The 18339-nt window shown below is 43.1% G+C and carries 16 protein-coding genes, 1 pseudogene and 1 riboswitch; of the genes and pseudogenes, 1 reads left to right on the top strand and 16 read right to left on the bottom strand.

Annotation, left to right across the window (positions count from 1 at the left end; genetic code table 11):
* Positions 1-50: 50 nt before the first annotated feature.
* The 16 genes and pseudogenes from PVE40_RS04550 to PVE40_RS04475 form a co-directional block, all read right to left on the bottom strand.
* Positions 51-539: a QueT transporter family protein gene (locus PVE40_RS04550; protein ID WP_274730706.1), complete on the bottom strand. Its 489-nt coding sequence runs from the start codon at positions 537-539 to the stop codon at positions 51-53.
* A gap of 6 nt (positions 540-545) precedes the next feature.
* A riboswitch (PreQ1 riboswitch) is annotated at positions 546-591 on the bottom strand.
* A gap of 236 nt (positions 592-827) precedes the next feature.
* On the bottom strand, positions 828-2801 hold the full coding sequence (locus tag PVE40_RS04545) for an FtsX-like permease family protein (protein WP_274730705.1): 1974 nt from the start codon (positions 2799-2801) through the stop codon (positions 828-830).
* Positions 2791-3561, bottom strand: a complete 771-nt coding sequence (locus tag PVE40_RS04540; protein WP_274730704.1) for an ABC transporter ATP-binding protein — start codon at positions 3559-3561, stop codon at positions 2791-2793. Before PVE40_RS04540 ends, PVE40_RS04545 begins: the two co-directional genes overlap by 11 nt.
* Positions 3562-3665: 104 nt before the next feature.
* Entirely contained in the window at positions 3666-4673 is a 1008-nt protein-coding gene (locus PVE40_RS04535; RefSeq protein ID WP_274730703.1) for a sensor histidine kinase, read from the bottom strand.
* Positions 4670-5353: pseudogene (locus PVE40_RS04530) on the bottom strand (response regulator). Before PVE40_RS04530 ends, PVE40_RS04535 begins: the two are co-directional and overlap by 4 nt.
* Before the next feature lie 36 nt (positions 5354-5389).
* Positions 5390-6532 (bottom strand): alanine racemase, encoded by a 1143-nt coding sequence (gene alr, locus PVE40_RS04525; protein WP_274730702.1) that lies wholly within the window; start codon positions 6530-6532, stop codon positions 5390-5392.
* Positions 6533-6546: 14 nt separating this feature from the next.
* On the bottom strand, positions 6547-6897 hold the full coding sequence (gene acpS / locus PVE40_RS04520; RefSeq protein ID WP_274730701.1) for a holo-ACP synthase: 351 nt from the start codon (positions 6895-6897) through the stop codon (positions 6547-6549).
* A gap of 56 nt (positions 6898-6953) precedes the next feature.
* Positions 6954-8309 (bottom strand): metallophosphoesterase, encoded by a 1356-nt coding sequence (locus tag PVE40_RS04515; protein WP_274730700.1) that lies wholly within the window; start codon positions 8307-8309, stop codon positions 6954-6956.
* Between the two features lie 445 nt (positions 8310-8754).
* Positions 8755-10311: a degradosome RNA helicase CshA gene (cshA, locus tag PVE40_RS04510; protein WP_274730699.1), complete on the bottom strand. Its 1557-nt coding sequence runs from the start codon at positions 10309-10311 to the stop codon at positions 8755-8757.
* Between the two features lie 325 nt (positions 10312-10636).
* Positions 10637-11284: an amino acid ABC transporter permease gene (locus tag PVE40_RS04505; RefSeq protein ID WP_274730698.1), complete on the bottom strand. Its 648-nt coding sequence runs from the start codon at positions 11282-11284 to the stop codon at positions 10637-10639.
* A 10-nt stretch (positions 11285-11294) separates the two neighbouring features.
* On the bottom strand, positions 11295-11942 hold the full coding sequence (locus PVE40_RS04500; protein WP_274730697.1) for an amino acid ABC transporter permease: 648 nt from the start codon (positions 11940-11942) through the stop codon (positions 11295-11297).
* A 24-nt stretch (positions 11943-11966) separates the two neighbouring features.
* The gene (locus PVE40_RS04495; protein WP_274730696.1) at positions 11967-12806 is read right to left on the bottom strand and encodes a glutamate ABC transporter substrate-binding protein; all 840 of its coding nucleotides are present in this window, start codon (positions 12804-12806) and stop codon (positions 11967-11969) included.
* A 12-nt stretch (positions 12807-12818) separates the two neighbouring features.
* Positions 12819-13559, bottom strand: coding sequence for an amino acid ABC transporter ATP-binding protein (locus PVE40_RS04490; protein ID WP_274730695.1), 741 nt, complete (start codon positions 13557-13559; stop codon positions 12819-12821).
* Positions 13560-13755: 196 nt separating this feature from the next.
* Positions 13756-15132, bottom strand: a complete 1377-nt coding sequence (locus PVE40_RS04485; protein ID WP_274730694.1) for a UDP-N-acetylmuramoyl-tripeptide--D-alanyl-D-alanine ligase — start codon at positions 15130-15132, stop codon at positions 13756-13758.
* A gap of 53 nt (positions 15133-15185) precedes the next feature.
* Positions 15186-16271 carry a D-alanine--D-alanine ligase gene (locus PVE40_RS04480; protein WP_274730693.1) on the bottom strand — a complete coding sequence of 362 codons (1086 nt, stop codon included), beginning with the start codon at positions 16269-16271 and terminating at the stop codon, positions 15186-15188.
* Between the two features lie 119 nt (positions 16272-16390).
* Entirely contained in the window at positions 16391-17140 is a 750-nt protein-coding gene (locus tag PVE40_RS04475) for a hypothetical protein (protein WP_274730692.1), read from the bottom strand.
* 255 nt (positions 17141-17395) lie between these two features.
* On the opposite strand from PVE40_RS04475, the gene PVE40_RS04470 reads away from it, so the two are divergent.
* Positions 17396-18160: an SMI1/KNR4 family protein gene (locus tag PVE40_RS04470; protein WP_274730691.1), complete on the top strand. Its 765-nt coding sequence runs from the start codon at positions 17396-17398 to the stop codon at positions 18158-18160.
* Positions 18161-18339: the final 179 nt, after the last annotated feature.

Below are 18339 nucleotides of genomic sequence, written 5' to 3'. Positions count from 1 at the left end.
GATACCACACAAAATAAAAAAGGCGGAATTTTATTCCAGCCTTTTCTCTATTAGTGCATTCGTTCAGTAAATTTAATAATTTTGTTTAAGTACTGCATCAACGGAGCAGAAACAAGCAAGACCACTGCTTCTCCAAATGCTGCTGTTGCGAAAGAGAACCAAAACGGTAAGTCTAGCACCAAGTACAGCTCAACGGCTACGAAGAACATGGTACTGACAAATACTGCGGTAACTTTCATCATTTTTTTCATTTCGGAATCGCTTGGTTTGAATAATCGTTCTAAAATAAGGAACGCCACCAATGTTTGTCCAAAGCCAAACACCAAGTCCCACGCGCCAAGCGTTGAAAAAATCAGATTGGAAATAAAAACGCCGGCTAACACACCATACTTGTAAGAACGATGATAGCCTACTAAATGGTTCAACATTTCCGATACACGGAATTGAACCGCTCCAAACGACATAAAACTAAAAACCCCTGTCATCGCCACATACAGGGCTGCCACGATGGTGTTAGTCACCATTTTTCTTGTATTCATTTTGTATTCCTCCTAGTTTTTTTACGTGGGATGGTCGACGAACCACGCGCTGTTTTTAACAGCCTGATTAGTGTATCACATCAAGAATGGCGGAGCAAGCTCCCTTTTTTTCTGCAAAAAAGTGAGAACGTGCAAGTGAGCCTCAAAAATAACCTCACTTATACCAAAATCGCGAAAAACGTGCAAGTGAGGTCAAAAAAAACTCTCACTCATACCAAAATAGCCGAAAGCGTGCAAGTGAGCCTTTTTTTCTGCTCCACTTGCACGCTATTCGGTTTTTCATCCTTTTTACTGCACGATTGAGTAATAAACTTTTGCGGTAAGGCGGTAAATGAGCCAGTACAATAGGCTAAAGGCAATAACGACGCCGCCAATACTCGATAAGAGAATAAATTGAGATTTAAGCCCAAAGATAAATAGTAGTTTACGCAGAATTGGATAAGCAAAGGCTGTATGGAGGGTTGCAACAAGCAGTGGAAGCATAAACATCCAAACCACTTGGCTCCGACTTGTGCTGCGGATCATTTCTTTAGACAAGCCCACTTTTTGCATAATATTGAAACGGGAACGGTCTTCATATCCTTCTGAAATTTGCTTGAAGTAGGTAATCAAAATGGTGCCTAAGATAAACAGCATGCCTAGGAAAATCCCTAAGAACAGAAGGCCGCCATTCATCGTATACCATTCTTTGCTACCTTCTACTTTTGTCTCATAACGAACAATCACATCGTCCGTTTCATATACAGGTCGCAAGCGTTCTGCATATGCTTGTTTTTCCTCTTCTGTACCGGTTGTATTCCAACGGATGGTACCGGTGACGCTGACAGACGGATAACCGCCATCTTGATATCCTTGCAACACTTGGTTCATTGCTTCGCGATTCGGCAAAACAATTAAAACCATGCGGCCATAAGATTCTTCGAGGGAGAAACTTGAAACAGGACTATCAAATTCCTTCGCAGCGAATTCGATGCCGCCTAAATCGATTGTGTCATGACCATAGTTAGCTGTCTCATGAATGTAAATTTCATTTTCCCCTACTTGCAAGTCGTCTTCTTCTAACTCATTAAAGTCATCAACAGACATCATATAAATGGTTTTCATACTGTCTGAGTAGTCTGCATTACCTTGAACAGAATTCCCTTCCACTCGTCCAAAGATATTTGCATACGGGTAACTGATGAAATCAGTAACTTCCAGGGAACCTCTTTCTGCTACCAGGTGGTCAATGGCGATCTCCATGTCCTCTTCTATTGCAGGTACAGAAATTTCTTCTTGATAGTAAACAGTAGCATTATTTTCAGCTGGATAGCGGTCCGCAATGGATGCTTCCGCACCAGCATAAATTGCGATGGTCGTACCAAGAGCGATAATAACCATACAGGATAGGATGGCAATATTCGCCAATCCAGTTGCGTTTTGCTTCATACGGTACAGCATACCGGAAATGGAGATGAAGGCACGCGGTTGGTAGTATAGCTTTTTGTTCTTCTTCATCATTTTTAGGATAAAGATGGATCCTGATGTGAACAAGAAGTAGGTACCTACAATAACCAACAATACTGCCAAGAAGAACTGGGTCAGTGCAGCTACAGGATCAGCAATTGTGAGCGAGATCCAATAACCGGCTCCAAGGGAAACAAGTCCCAATAGAAACATGACGATATTACTTTTCGGTTCCCGTTCTCCTTCTTTTTCCCCTTTTAATAGAGTGATCGGGTTTGCGAACGTTACTTGGCTTAGATTATAGAAGTATGCCAGTAAGAAAATTCCTGCAAATAGCATCGCTGTCAGCAATAAGTTCAGTGGCTGGAATTGATACTCCATGTCCCTCGGTAACTGCAACAGGTAATTCAACAAGAGAAAGAATAAACGGCCAAAAATCGTTCCAATTAAAAGTCCAAAACCAATACTTACGATTCCAATAATACTCGTTTCAACGAAAAGGATTTTGGAAACGTGCTTCTTTTCTAGTCCTAAGATGCCATATAAGCCAATTTCTTTTTTCCGTCTTTTAATCAAGAAACTATTGGCGTACAACAGGAAGACCAGCGAGAACATTCCAATGATGATCACACCGAATCGAAGCAACAAATCTACGGTAGTACCGCCGCGAACGAGGCCAAAGTCGTTTCCGACCAGTGTCATCATCTGCAGGAACATCGCAATGGTTAGAACGGCAGATATGGCATAGGGAAAGTAGAGTTGGCGATTTGCTTGGATGTTTCGCATCGCCATTTTGTAAAAGTAATTAAAGCGCATGTTGCTCACCTCGATTAGTGATGACTAGCATAGACTGGGCAATTTTTTCGCGGAAGTCTTCTGAACTCGAGTCTCCTCGGTAGATTTCATGATACACAATTCCATCGCGGATAAAGAGTACACGGTTCGAGTGGCTCGCTGCCTGCACACTGTGTGTGACCATAACGATGGTTTGTCCTTCTTCGTTGATTTTTTCAAAAGTCTCTAGTAGGTTTTGTGAAGCTTTGGAATCTAATGCTCCGGTCGGCTCATCAGCCAGTAATATTTTCGGTTGGGTGATGAGTGCACGCGCTACGGCAGCCCGTTGTTTTTGTCCCCCAGAAACTTCATATGGATAATTATCCAGTTGGTTTTGGATACCTAAATTTAGTGCAATTGGATGAAGGCGACGATCCATTTCCGTTACCGGCGTATTTGCTAATACAAGCGGCAAGAAAATGTTGTCTTTCAAGCTAAAGGTGTCCAGTAGATTAAAGTCTTGGAATACGAAACCTAGCGTGTCACGACGGAAGCGCGAAATTTCTTTATCTTTAATTTGCGAGAGCGGTTGTCCGTCTAAGTAAACTTCCCCTTCTGTTGGTCGATCCAATGTGGAAAGAATATTCAAGAGTGTTGTTTTCCCCGATCCGGATTCACCCATGATCGAAATGAATTCACCTTTGTTTACGGAAAAATTTACATCAGATAAAGCCTCGGTACCTTTAAGGGTTTGTTTTGCACGATATACTTTTTTTAAGTTTTTAACTTCTAGAAATGTCATAGTAATTCCTCCTTTTCTATATTCTATTCCAAAATCCCATTTGGAGCCTTTATCTACTCTTACAAACAAAAAGTAGAACCTTACACTTTTGTAAGATTCCACTTTTAGTCGAATAAGGGTACCTCTTTGCGTGATAAATCAAAGGATACTTTTGTATATTTATTTAATTCGGACTCCACATGAATATCGTGCCCCAACCGCTGACAAATTTTACGCGAAAGGAAAAGCCCGAGACCGGTCGACTTCTCTTTCAGCCGCCCATTCATTCCACTATACCCTTTTTCGAAAATTTTAGGCAAGTCTTCTGCGCGAATCCCCATCCCGCTGTCTTCCATCACCAAGGTCTGTCCTTGAGCGAAGATTCGTATTTTCCCTTTCGGTGCATACTTCAAGCTGTTCGACAAAATCAGTTCAAACAGCACTTCCAACCATTTCTCATCGCTCACCACTTGAAGACCTGTTGGCTGGTAATCCAGTTGAATCTGATTATAGATAAAGAGAACCGCATATTTCTTGATGACTCTGCGAAGAACCCGATCAATCTCAACTGTTTCCACATCCAGTTCTTGGCTGTGTTCGGTCAGCTTCAAATAACTCAGCGCCATATGCGTGTAGTCTTCAACTCGAATCAACTCTTGTTCGAACTGCCTTTTCTGTTTTGAATCCGGCATTCCTTGATTGAGTAAGCTCATCGCCGCAATCGGTGTTTTAATTTGGTGCAGCCACAAGGTGAAATAATCCAGCTGCTCTTGCTGAGCTTCCCGGTTTTTCTGCATATCGCGATAATACAGCTCGGCTAACTCTACTAATTTATCTTGGTAGAGCTGATCGCTGGGATCATGCCCTTCTGGAAAATTTTCTATTTCGGTAATCTGTGTCAGTGGCAACCGTTCAATGTCCCGGTACCGGCCATAATAACCATATCCCTGAAACCCACTATAAATCGCACAAATGACACTGAAAACAAACACACTATACCAAAAGTAATCAAATGGAAAGCGCGTCAAGAAAGCAATCATACCGAAACTGAACAGCGCTACCCCATAAATCGTAAACGCTGGACGCATACTCCGTAAAAACGCTCGGATAATGACTCTACGGTCCTGCTTCATGATTCGTCCTCCTGAATCGAGTAGCCAAGCCCTTTCTTCGTAACAATAAAGTGCTCCAAACCAATTTGATTCAACTTCTTACGCAACCGAGCAATCAAAACAGCCAAGGTGTTGTCATCAATAAATGACTCATCTTCCCACAAACGCACCATAATCTCCTCACGAGAAACAAAGGTCTTCTTCTGTTGAAAAAGCAATTCCAACACTTTCAATTCATTGCGAGTCAAATCAATCTCTTCGTCTTGAAATAATAGCTTCGATTCTCCCGGCTTCAAGACCACTTCCCCTACTAGCAAATAATTATCCGTATCATTAAAATCATACGTGCGTCTAAGAAGCGCTTGAATTTTTGCCAAAGCTACCGTCAAATCGAATGGTTTCTGGATGTAATCGTCCCCGCCCATTTGAATAGCCATGACAATATCCATGTTTTCGCTGCGACTGGAGACAAATATAATGGGCACTTGCGAAACTTTACGGATTTATTGACACCAATAGTACCCGTTGAACGCCGGCAACTGAATATCCATCAATACAAGTTGGGGCATTTCCTGATGAAAGGTCTCCATCACTTGCGTAAAATTCTCAGTGACTACCGGCTCATAATTCCACTTTTCCAATTCTCTTGCCAAAACGGAAGCAATTGTCTGGTCGTCTTCTACAATCATGATCTTTAACATCGGACACCCCTCTGTGAAAAAAGCCTGAGTAGCAGGCTATGATTCGTCATTTCTTGAATCGATGTAGACACGCGGCACGCGCTGGCTGATTCCGCACAAAATTTCATAGCCGATTGTGCCAATTTCCACTGCCATCGCAGAAGGACTGTTCACTTCACCATGGTCTTCCCCTAGAATGGTCACCTTCGTTCCAATCGGAAATGCATGAGGTAAACTAATCATGCATTGATCCATACAAATCACACCGCGAACGGGACAACGGTGTCCTTCAACAAGAAAGGTTTGTCCCCCTAAGTCACGACGCAAGCCGTCTGCATAACCAATCGGCAACGTGGCTAACCATTCTCCTTCATAGGCGCGGTAGCGAGCTCCGTAACTAATCGTATCCCCTGCCCGCATTTGCTTCACATAACTCAATTCTGTCCGCAAGGTGAAAGCAGGCTTCAGTGGGTATGGAACCTGCAAGGTTTGATCAGAGGGGTTGTACCCATACATCGCAATACCAATGCGGACCGCATCGGTTTCGAAATCTTCATGCCACAACGTCATGGCAGAATTCGCTAGGTGGACTATTTCAGGACGCTCTTTTAACCCCTGAACGATTTCCTTAAACATCGCGTATTGCCGTTCGACTTGGTCATTGTCTTCTCCATCGGCTGTCGCAAAATGCGTAAAAATTCCTTCAAAGTGTAATTCCTCTTGCTCGCTGCAGAACGCTTCAAACCGCTGAATCTCTTCCTTTGTACGTAAACCGATGCGCCCCATCCCTGTATCAACAGCTAGGTGAATGCGTAACGGCCGATTGGTCTTCCTTAATGCGAGTAGCGGTAAGGCATCCTCCAGCCAATCTAGTGACGATACGGTAACACTGATGTTTTGATCCGCCATCAATGCAACATCCCGCACTTCCGTCAGACCCATTACCAATAAGAAGTCTTCCGTGAAACCACTCTCGCGCAGCTCCAGAGCTTCATCTAGAATCGCTACACAAAAACCGTCCACGCCTGCTTCCTTGGCAGCATTGGCAACTGGAACGGCACCATGCCCGTACCCATCTGCCTTTACGACAGCCAAGAGCTTCTTATGCGGTTGAATTTGTCTGCGAATTTGTTGAATATTCTCTTTAATCGCCCCTAAATCAATGGTTGCGACAGTTGGTCGGTGTACGCCTCGTACCATGTGTCAAAATCCCCTTATTTTTCCAAAATGACTTGTGCAACTACAATATTTGAAGAGTGGGAGATGGATACCCAAACATTTCCATCAAATGGCGAATGGGTTACTTCCGGCTTCCCTTTTTCCCCGGGCAAAATTTCCATGTCCTGAAAGGACAGTTTGCCGATCCCTGTACCGTATGCCTTGGAAAATGCTTCTTTCGCGGCAAACCGGCCGGCGAGGAATTCCATCTGCCGAGTTCCGGTCAGCTGATGAAAAATCGCTTGCTCCTTCTCGGTCAAAACTCGTTCGGCGAAGGCAGCTTTTCTGGTATATGCCAGCGTGATGCGGTCTAGTTCCGTCACATCCAGCCCAATTCCGATAATCATCTCGTCCTTCCCCTCCTCTTTCACTTCTTTTATTTTACCAAAAACAACAAGAAGTGTCATTCTTGCGCAGAGTTGTTTGGAATGAAGATGGTGCGGTCATCCAGATTCTCATCTTCCAAGAGCTGCGTCGTATATCGCTTCAGGAACGTCTTGCTGTTTTCTTGAATAATCTGGTAGCCTGGGTGCTCTAGTAATGCTTGTACGTCATTCTCATCTGTTACGAAGTCCTCACCAGCAAAGTAGCGCACATTTAACTCCCCAACAAATTCTGTGACTGCCGTTTCATACGCCTCTTCATACCATTGCTCTTCAAACATCATCCCAAGTGCTAACGTTTCTCCGTCATTTTTGAAGAGGTCATATGTCGTTTGTAAATAATCCAGCAAAGCAGGATCCGGCTGATTCGTTTCTTTGGCCCATCCTGAAACATCGAGTTTCTTTCGTTCGTAGCTCAACCCTTCTTCGTTTAAGCGCATCGTGCCGATACTGTTCGGGTAAATGGACAATGCTCCCGTCACTATTTCATGGAAGGAATCTTCTGCTGAGATATTTTGCGCATGGATATGTCCAGCGAATCCAGTTCGTACTCCTTTTCCAGTAAAGAACGCCAAGGCTTCCTCGCTGTTCTCCAAAGAAAAGCGTCCCCCCTCCGAACCACTGTGGTTGAGGAGCGGGTGATGTCCGATCATATATGCCTCAGTAATGGCTGGCTTTGTTTGATAATACTCATCGAGCCACGCAAATGTTTCTTCTTTGATCGCTCCCTCTGCTAAAGGAGCCTCGGTACTCTTCGTATCCGGATAGCGATTGGTGTCAATCATCAAGAACGGGTAGCCTTCTTTCGGTTCCATCACATAGCTCAGTGAATGTGGATCTTCCCATACAGCAAGGTCATACCCATAATCAGCAAAGAGCGTCTTGAAATCATCCGGAGTTACCTGTTCAACAGGCTCCATTTCTTCGCCTTCAAATTTACGTGCCCATCCACTATGGATGTCATGATTTCCCGGAATGACACTGACTTGCGTACCGTTTTCTTCAATCTGACGGAAAAAGTCCGCCATTTCTTTCATACTTTGATACTCACCGTTAAAGGTTAAGTCGCCGCTGACAATTAATAGATCCGGCTGCTCCTTGGCCGCTTCCCATACTAACGCCTCCATGATCTGGGGCATGCGGGCTAGGTCTTTCCCCGCTGAGGTAGCTTGCATTCTTCTAAAAGCTTCCCCATCGTCAAACAATTCAGGCGCCAAGTAGTGCGGATCGGTCACCATCCAAATGGCGAATTCCTCTTCCTCGGCGACAAGTGGCGCTATCGTTTGAACGACCGACGTCGACTCATTTGGTTCGTCGCAACTAGAAAGAACCGTTCCTGCAAAGAGCAGGCAGATCAATTGAATTCCTTTTTTCACTCTATTCAGTCCCTCTTTTGCATTTCATTGCGCCTATTATTGCAGAAAAAAACAGGTAACGCAACGAAAGGAAAATTTTCAAATCATTTCGTTTATTTTTATTTAGGATTTTTCATCCCCGCTCTCTTTACAGCGGAAACTTGTATTTCTCACTGTTTGATATCCTTCTGCCTAGCAAGGCTGTGGGAAAACGGAGAAAACGGAAGCACAATACCCGCTTAAAAAGGAGAACAACTACACTTTGGACAAGTGAGATGGAATTTTTAACCTCACTTGTCCATTTTTACTAATTTTGGACAAGTAGACTGTTATTTTAGCTCTCACTTGTCCATTTTTGACATTTTTGGACAAGTGGACTACTTTTTTACCCCTGACTTGTCCAAAACCATCCCACGCCAACAAAAAAGGAGGCTTCGACAATGTCGAGGCCTCCTTCTATTACGTATTAGTCGTTGTTACGGATGGTAAAACCAGGTTTTCCACCTTTGCTACCGGAGCGTTTGCGGTCATCACGACGTTTTCCGCCGCCACCAGCACTGCCTTCAGCGTTACGTGAACGTTTGAAGTTACGGTCTCCGCCGCTACTTTGGCCACGACGGTCGCCGGAACGTCCGCTCTTGCCTTTGTAGCCGCCACCGCCGCCTTTTCCTTTGTAGCCGCCACCGCCGCCTTTGTTACGGTTTGGTAGTGGGCGCTCAGGAGTGATGTTAACCGGAATATCGGTCGCATCTTTGGATTGGCTCTTCACGAATGCAGCAGCCAATTCTTCAGGTGTGTATTTGTCCAACAAGTGTTGGGTCGCACGTTCAAATTTATCCACTTGGATATCAGAAACCATGCTTTCGATTGAATCCACTGCGTTCTTCATTTGTCCAAGCATTGCTTCTTCATCAGAAGGCGGACGTAGTGGAGTCATTGGAGTGCGAGTCAATTTTTCAATTGTACGCAAGTAGTCCATTTCGTTTGGAGTTACAAATGTAACGGACATTCCTTCGTTCCCTGCACGACCGGTACGGCCGATACGGTGAACATAGCTTTCTGGGTCTTGTGGAATATCGTAGTTGTACACGTGTGTAACACCACTAATATCCAATCCACGAGCAGCAACGTCAGTCGCTACAAGAATATCCAAGCCACCAGTCTTGAAGTCATTCAATACGCTCATACGTTTTTTCTGCGTCAAGTCGCCATGAATACCTTCTGCACGGTATCCACGTAGTTCCAAACCTTTTGCCAACTCATCAACGCGACGTTTGGTACGTCCGAAGATAATAGTCAATTCTGGGTTTTGAACATCGAACAAACGAGTCATGTTATCGAATTTTTCGAAGTCTTTACATTTTACAAAGTACTGGTCAATCAAGTTCGCAGTCATTTGCGATGATTTAATTTGTACGTGTTCAGGGTTTTCCATGAATTGAACGCCAATGCGTTTAATTGCTGGAGGCATCGTAGCAGAGAATAGAAGCGTTTGACGGCCTTCTTTTTTCGTTTCGCTGATGATTGCTTCGATGTCTTCCAAGAAGCCCATGTTTAGCATTTCATCTGCTTCGTCCAAGACCAATGTTTCTACATTGTTCAAGTTCAATGCTTTACGACGGATTAAGTCCAACATACGTCCTGGTGTACCAACTACGATATGTGGATTGTTTTTAAGTGCACGGATTTGACGGCTGATGTCTGCTCCACCGTATACAACTTGTGCAGTTACACGTTTGTCGCGTCCGAGACGGTATAGTTCTTCTTGAGTTTGGATTGCTAATTCACGCGTAGGTGCAATAACAAGCCCTTGAATCGAACGTTTGTTCGTGTCGATTTTTTGGAGCATTGGCAAACCAAATGCAGCTGTTTTACCAGTACCTGTTTGTGCTTGGCCGATTACGTCTCTGCCCTCTAGTGCCAATGGAATTGTTTGTTCTTGGATCGGTGTTGCTTCTTCAAAACCCATCGCTTCAACGGATTTTAGTAGTTCAGGAGCTAGTCCCAATTCAGTAAATTTCATGTTTCCTCCTAATTTTTGAGAAACATTAGAGAGTTCATTTCTTAACCTCTGTAAAATCGTAAAAAGATTATTTACTCAAAATAAGCATAATCTTTCTAATCCTCTAATTGGTGAATGTCAATTTATTATCTACAAATGATTCACTGTTCGGGCGAATCGTAAGTTTATTGGTTTCTTTCTTTATAAAGAAAAACCCTCTGTTATTCCTCTAATTTTTAACATCTGTAATCATACCATGCTTTTCAATTATTTACAAACTTTATAGCCTTTTATTTTGAAAAAAGATAAATTATATTGCACTTTTTACATTTTGATAGCCATTTTCCTATAGTGTTTGTTCCAAGCGTTGGGAGAATCGGGAAAGTGAATAACAGACCACCCAATAGAAGAAAGCCATCAGTAAGAACATCGGGATCACATAATTCGTATCTTGTCCGTAGACAATTCGTGTGTGATGGGTCAGTTCCGGCAAGGTTATGATGGTTGCTAAGGATGTATCTTTGATTAGGGAAACGAGCTGGCTGACAATGGGCGGTACCATCGCGCGCAATGCTTGTGGGATGATGATATACCAGAGTGTCTGACCATAAGTAAGACCGGTTGAAAGCCCTGCTTCGGTTTGGCCTTTCGGAATAGAGTTCAATCCACCGCGGATAATTTCTGACAACATGGCTGATTCAAAAATTGTCAACGCTGCTACTGAAGACCAAAAGATAGATAAACGCACGCCAATTTGTGGTAGTGCGAAATAGGTAAAGAAAATAATTAAGAGCAGCGGCAGATTGCGGATCACATCAATAAGTCCACCAACTATTTTAGAAAAAACGGGTAACTGCAGATAACGCAATAGTCCTAAAACCGCGCCAATTAAGAAACTCAGCACGCCTGAAACCAAAGCTACTTGCAAGGTTAAAAATAATCCTTCTAATAAAAAGCGGATGTTCATCCACGAGTATGCGCCAATAAAGTCCATACGTTCCCTCCTAACGGTTCGTTGCGAGACGGCGTTCTAAGTACTGCATGAAGTATGTTAATGGCAGAGTAATCACTAAATAGAACAACGCTATCACGATATATGTATCAAATGTATTAAACGTTTCACTGGCAATTAAGTCTCCGTAATACATCAAGTCCAGTCCTGCTACAACAGCAAGGATCGATGAGTTTTTCACCAAGTTGATGAATTGATTGCCCAATGGTGGAATAACAATTTTAAGTGCTTGGGGCAAGACGATGTAGCGCATCGTTTCCCAATAAGTGAAGCCAGTAGATAGACCAGCTTCCATTTGCCCAGTTGGCACGCCCTGAATACCGGCACGTACCGTTTCCGCAATGAAAGCGGACGTGTAAATAGTCAGCCCGATGATTCCAGCAGTGAAGCCGTTCACGCTCATCACGTACATGGGAAATACAATATAGAAAAATAATACAATGACCAATAACGGCAGATTCAAAAACAATTGAACGTAGATACGAGCAATTTGTTGTAATACTTTACTTTGGGAGACTTGGAAAATACCAAATAATGTACCAATGACTATGCTCAAGAAGAGCGCAATCACACTGGCAATCATGGTATTGATAAATCCTTCCAAGAGAATATCTGAATAATTGACAAGTACATCTACCATGTCATTCACCTCTTTCAATCGTCATTATTCCGCAGACTCTTTTGGAGCTGCCCAACCCAAGTCAGGCAGCTCTTCTTCTGGGAACCATTTATGGAAGATTTCGGCATAGGTTCCGTTCTCAATGATTGTCGATAACGCCTCATTGACTTGAGCCTGGAAGTTCTCCTGTCTATGATTAATCGCGATGCCGTACGGTTCATCCGTAAACGGTGCACCTGCTAAACGGTATCCCGGATTTTCGTCAATGATCCCCAACAAAATAGCATTGTCGGTTGTCATGGCATCACCTTGACCGGATTGCAACGCCGTAAATGCTTCAGAATAATTTTCTAATTCAATAATGGTAGCTTCTGGACTGTGTTCACGGATGTTGATCGCCGAGGTGGATCCTTTTACCGCGATTACCGTGTCTTCACTAGTAAGATCCTCTACTCCTTGAAGATCACTACCCTCTTCTACGAGCAGCGATTGCCCCGCAGCAAAGTACACTTCAGAAAACAGCACTTGCTTCATCCGTTCTTCGGAAATCGTCATGGTAGCAATAATCGCATCGATATTCCCATTCTTAATCAAAGGAATCCGTGTTTTTGATGTTACCTCAACAAAGGAAGCATTCGCTGCGTCACCGGTGATTTCTTCCGTCAATGCTTTGGCAATATCAATATCGAAGCCTTGAATTTCCCCTGCTTCAATATTATAGAGACCAAATAAGTTCGTATCGGCCTTTACACCCCACACAATTTTTGGGCTCTCTGATTCTTCGATACGTTGGGTAATGTCTAATTCGGCTAGATTCGGCCCTGCACAAGCAGCAAGGAGAAACAGCGTGAAAAAGCTAAGGAAGAATAATTTAATTCGTTTCATCTCGCTTCCTCCTTATCCCTGATGAATAATCTTACTCAAGAATTGTTTAGCTCTTGGGTCTTTGGCACCTTCATAGAAGGCTACCGCTTCTCGGTCTTCAATGACTTGACCTTCTGCCATAAAGATAATCCGGTCTCCAACTTCACGTGCGAAGCCCATTTCATGCGTGACCACAATCATCGTCATGCCTTCTTTAGCTAGTTTCTTCATAACATCCAGTACATCATCGATGGTCTCTGGATCGAGCGCACTCGTTGGCTCGTCAAACAACAGGATTTCTGGATTCATCGCCAATCCACGCGCAATCGCAATCCGTTGCTTCTGTCCGCCAGAAAGTTGTGCTGGATAGGCATCTTTTTTGTCTAGCATATTTACTTTGTCCAAGAAGAATTCAGCTGTTTTTCGTGCTTCAGCAGGATCCTTTTTCAATACCTTGATCGGTGCCAACGTTACATTCTCCAATACCATCATATGCGGATAAAGGTTAAAGTGCTGGAAGACCATTCCAACGTGCTTGCGAATTTCAGTCAAATTCGTGTCTTTTGCATGCAGATCTGTTCCGTTTACTATCAATTGGCCTTCGTTGATTGATTCCAACCCATTGATACAGCGCAGCATCGTACTCTTCCCAGAACCAGATGGCCCGATTACAACCGCCACTTCTCCTTTATGAAACGTTAAATTAATGTCACGTAAGGCATGATATTCACCGTAATACTTGTTTACATTCTTAAATTGGATTAATTCTTGCATAAGAAAATCCTCCTTTTCTATTCATACTAAAAACAAATGGAGCGCGAACAAAGAAAATGAGTAGTCGTTTCTATTCTTCTAAAATTTATTTAACTAGTATACACTATTTTCATAAAAATAAAAATCTTAGCTTTCAACTTATTAATGAAAACACTTAAAAAGGCGCCCGTATTTTCATATACGAGGCACCTTTCCTTTATTTTATAAGCTCTTTTACCACAGAAAGCAAATCTGTCCCAAAACTTGATTTTATCAAAATTTGGTCATTTTTTTGCAAACTCTCTTTTAAGGTCGCAACGAGAGGCGCCTTGTCTCCAGCAAAATGATGTAGACGTTCGGCTTCAAATGTACCTTTCAACGCTTCGTATAGGGCAGTCATTTCTTCCCCGTACAAATAAACAACGTCTAGCTCCTCTGGCTTCAAGGATGATGCGAGGCTCGCGTGCAACTCTTGCGACTTCTCTCCCAATTCCCGAATATCTCCCAGCAATACCATGCGGCGTCCTTCTTTTTCCAGTTGGACGAACGCTTCTACTACTGCCGTCATGGATGTAGGGCTAGCATTATAGGCATCGTTTAGGACTTGAGCACCATTCACGCCTGCTAGCCACTGGTTGCGATTCTCACTTAGCTTGAAGTTTTCCAGATATCCTTTTACTTCAATCATAGAAAGGTTAAAGTGACGGGCAATCGCTACGGCGATCAAGGCATTTTGAACATTATACGTACCAATCACTGGGATGTCGAGCGTTGCTGTATCGTCCACATTTACCTTGAAGGAAGTCCGCTCCTTACTGGATTCAATAGCATAAGCGAAAATCGTCGCGGTCTTATCAACACCAAATGTTTCCTTCGCATAGGCTCCATCAATCGGCATTTCTTCGCGAATCAACGGTTCGTTGATCGGGTAGATGAACAAGCCATCTGCCTTCAACCCTTCCAGTATTTCCAGTTTTGCTTTCGCAATGTTTCGTCTGCTTCCAAGATACTCCAAGTGGCTCTCGCCAATAATTGTAATCGCGGCAACATCTGGTTGTGCCAGACGGCTTAGTAGTGAAATTTCACCAGCACCAGACATCCCCATTTCCAAAACTAAAATTTCAGTATCTTCGGGCATATTCAAAATGGTAATCGGTAAACCAATCTCATTGTTATAATTGCCAGCTGTTTTGTGGACGCGGTAACGGGCGCTCAGAACAGCCGCTGTCATGTCTTTTGTTGTTGTTTTTCCGTTACTTCCGGTGATCGCTACAACTTTTGGTTGGATGTCTTCTAAGTATGCTTTCGCTAAATCTTGCAGAGCTTCCAGCGTATCATCCACTAATATAACAGCAATTCCTTCAGGAGCTTCCGATTCTGGGCGGCTCCATAATGTGGCAATGGCACCTTTAGCAATTGCCGATTGGATGTAATCGTGTCCGTCTGTTTCTCCTTTTAAGGGTACAAACAAACTATTCGGTGTCGCTTCCCGCGAATCAAACACGACTGATTCTACTTCTGCAAATCGATTAGGCGAGCTGTAATCAATCGCTCTTACTGCTTTCACAATATCTATGATGCGAATGGGCTTCATGTCCTTCATTCCTTTCAACGAATGGAAAGAGGCTGGGATTGCTCCCGCCTCTTTTATTTTACTTCTGTATAGGTGATTTTACCTCGATGGCGTTTCAGCGCGAGTTGAATTAATTCTTCTACCAAATCACTGTATTTCAGACCCGTGTATTCCCACAATAATGGGTACATGGAGAACTTGGTGAAACCAGGCATGGTGTTTACTTCATTGATGTAGATCTCGTTGCTGCTCGTAACGAAGAAATCACAACGACTTAAACCACTTCCTGCCAATGCACGAAACGCACCGGCAGCATATTGTTGCAGTTTCTCCACTAAAGCATCTGGAAGGTCAGCCGGGATTTGTAACTCTACGTCATTTTTCAAGTATTTTTCTTCGTAGTCATAGAAGTCTTGCGTCTTGATGATTTCTCCTGGCACAGAGGTATGAATATCTGTGTTTCCAAGAATCGCCACTTCAATCTCACGTGCTTCCACGCCTTGTTCAACTACAATGCGGTGATCATAACGGAAGGCTTGATTGATGGCTTCGATTAATTCTTCCCGATTGGTAGCTTTTGAGATGCCTACGCTGGAACCCATATTCGCTGGTTTCACGTACATCGGATAAATCAAAGAACCTTCGCAACGCATGAAAATCACTTCTTGGTTGTTTTCCCAGTCAAAGTGGAACACCGGGACGTAAGGAACTTGCGGCAAACCTGCTTGCTGGAATAGATGTTTACTGGTAATCTTGTCCATCCCAGTTGCACTGGCTAGAACACCACAACCAACATACGGCATGTCCAGCACTTCGAATAGACCTTGAACCGTGCCGTCTTCTCCGTTTGGTCCATGAAGTACAGGGAACACCACTGCATCTTCAGCTTTGATGTCCGCAGGTGTAATCACTATCCCAGTAGACGTTTGTCCAGCCTCTTGAGCCATCTTCATTTCAGAACCGGCTTCCAGGCGCAAATATTCGGACTCTGCGATTGGTTCTGTCAGTGTTTGACCCTGAAGCCATACGCCTGCTTGTGTTATATAAACGGGAACGACATCATAATAGTTATAATAAATCTCTTTTACAATGGAGTGAGCAGTTAAAATAGATATATCATGTTCTGCACTTTTTCCACCATATATTAAAAATACTTTCATATATTTTCTCCTTAGGTTCGAACTACATATATTCAGCTCTTTTTTCATCCGCTATTGTACCACAACAACCGATGTTCACAATATAAAAAAAGAGTCAGAAACCATTTTTGGTTGTGACTCTATTCGAATTGATATTCCAAATGCCAACGTTCTTGCGTTGCATCGTAGCTCAACGTACCCATTTGTTTCTCTTCTCCAAAAGGATTCTCTAGCAAAGACAATTGATCTTCACATACAAAAATTGGAACGCGGTAAACATCGTTTTCGATTTTCATTTGTCGGAAAGACAAGCAGACTCCTTCTCTGAAAATCGGAACCAAATCTGATTGATTGTCAACATCAAACGGCGCAATGACGCGATCTTTTTGGAAGAACCGTTTCTTCTCGTTCACCTTGTTCTGCATCCGTTGGGTAATGGATTCAGCAAACTGATCTAAAAACTCTTCTAAGTATCGATAATAAATTTTAGTGAAATTATTTGGCAAAGATAGATAGATATAATTGTTCTGTAACTTATAATAGAAGGGAGAATGCAAATAATTGTGTGCATGGGCGAGATATAAAATTTCCGAAATCTCGACGGGGGTCAGCTGATGGAGCATATCCACACTTGAAAAATCAATCCAAGCACCTAGCTGTGAGGGTTGGCCAATGCCGCTATCCAAAAATTGCTTCACTTCTTCTTGCCCTTTTACCACGCGGAAACCCGTGTAGTTGTCATAGACTCCGACTGAGGCTTGTTCTTTAATTAATAATAAATTATTGGGGATGCGTTTCCAAAGCGTCTTTTTGTTTTGATTGACGATACCCTTGCTCAACACGTTGTTTCCTACTGTGTCGTAATAAATGTAAATAATTTGCTCTGGCACCTTTGTCCCCCCTTTCTTTCTTAACTGCGTACCTATTGTACTCTTCATCATGAAAAATTCGATGTCAAACGCGTGTTAATATTATTACAATTATATATCTTTTTCGGTTAAATTTCAGCTTCATTTTGCTTAAGAATTCAATAATGTTTCACAATATTTTAGTAAAGGCTTTCAAATGAAGCACTCTATCTATTATAGATGGTATTGATAAAAATGTCGAAATTTTTTGATTAATTTTTTTTCAGGAGGCATCTTATGTATTTGATCGAACGAACTATAGAAAAAAATTTCCCGATTGATGATGCGCCACAACCCATCACGGCGCGTTTCACAACGGCAGACTTGCCTAAAAGTTATCTAGATCTCATCCAGCATCAAAATGGCGGATATCTTCAAAATATGCGGATTGCGACGGAAGAACCTACTTCAGACGGATTGGATTTTGCTTTATTGCACTATGTTTTAGGTCTCCACCATCATACGCCCTATAGCCTTTTCCAGCATCAAGTACCCGATTTACCGGATTACTTCATTATTTTTAGCGTGAATGGGAACCAACTCTTTGCCTTTGACTATTCTGCACTGGATGAAAAAGGCGAACCCGCTATCCGGCATTTGGATATTGAAACAGATAACTGGCAAACCGTGGCGCCCAATTTCACTCGTTTGTTAGAGCAGTTGGAAGCTGGGCTGGTAGAAGTGCCACTAGAAGGGAAAATGACTCGTTGGGAAGCCGAACATAGTTTTTTATTGGCGGAAGATGCGGAGCGGATAGCGGAACTATTTTTACATCTGGAAGCAACCGAAAATAAAGTATGGTACTTGGAATGGCTGAATCGCTTCGCTCGACACCCAGAAGAATCGGTAAGGCAGGCAGCCGTAGAAGCCTTAGAGACGCAAGTCTTATTCTTCCGCTTGTGCTTACCTCCAGACGTACGAACACTCATTCAGCTATTCTTAGTTGATGAAAATGCCCTTATTCGTGAGCAGGCCGCCGCATTGATGGAGGAACTGGATTGAGTTCGAACAAGTGGCGAGCTCTTTGGATGCTCACTTTAACGAACTTGCTCTAGTTCGTTAAAGTGGGAGTTGGTTTTCACCTTCACTTCATCGAACTTAGATAAATCGAGTAGGAGGAGCCTCACGGCTCCGACCTCTCACACCACCGTACGTACGGATCCGTATACGGCGGTTCAATA

This window comes from Jeotgalibaca caeni, assembly GCF_028863945.1.
GTDB lineage: Bacteria > Bacillota > Bacilli > Lactobacillales > Aerococcaceae > Jeotgalibaca > Jeotgalibaca caeni.
Note: the sequence above shows the minus strand (reverse complement) of the source record. Positions and strands in the feature narration are given on the sequence as shown.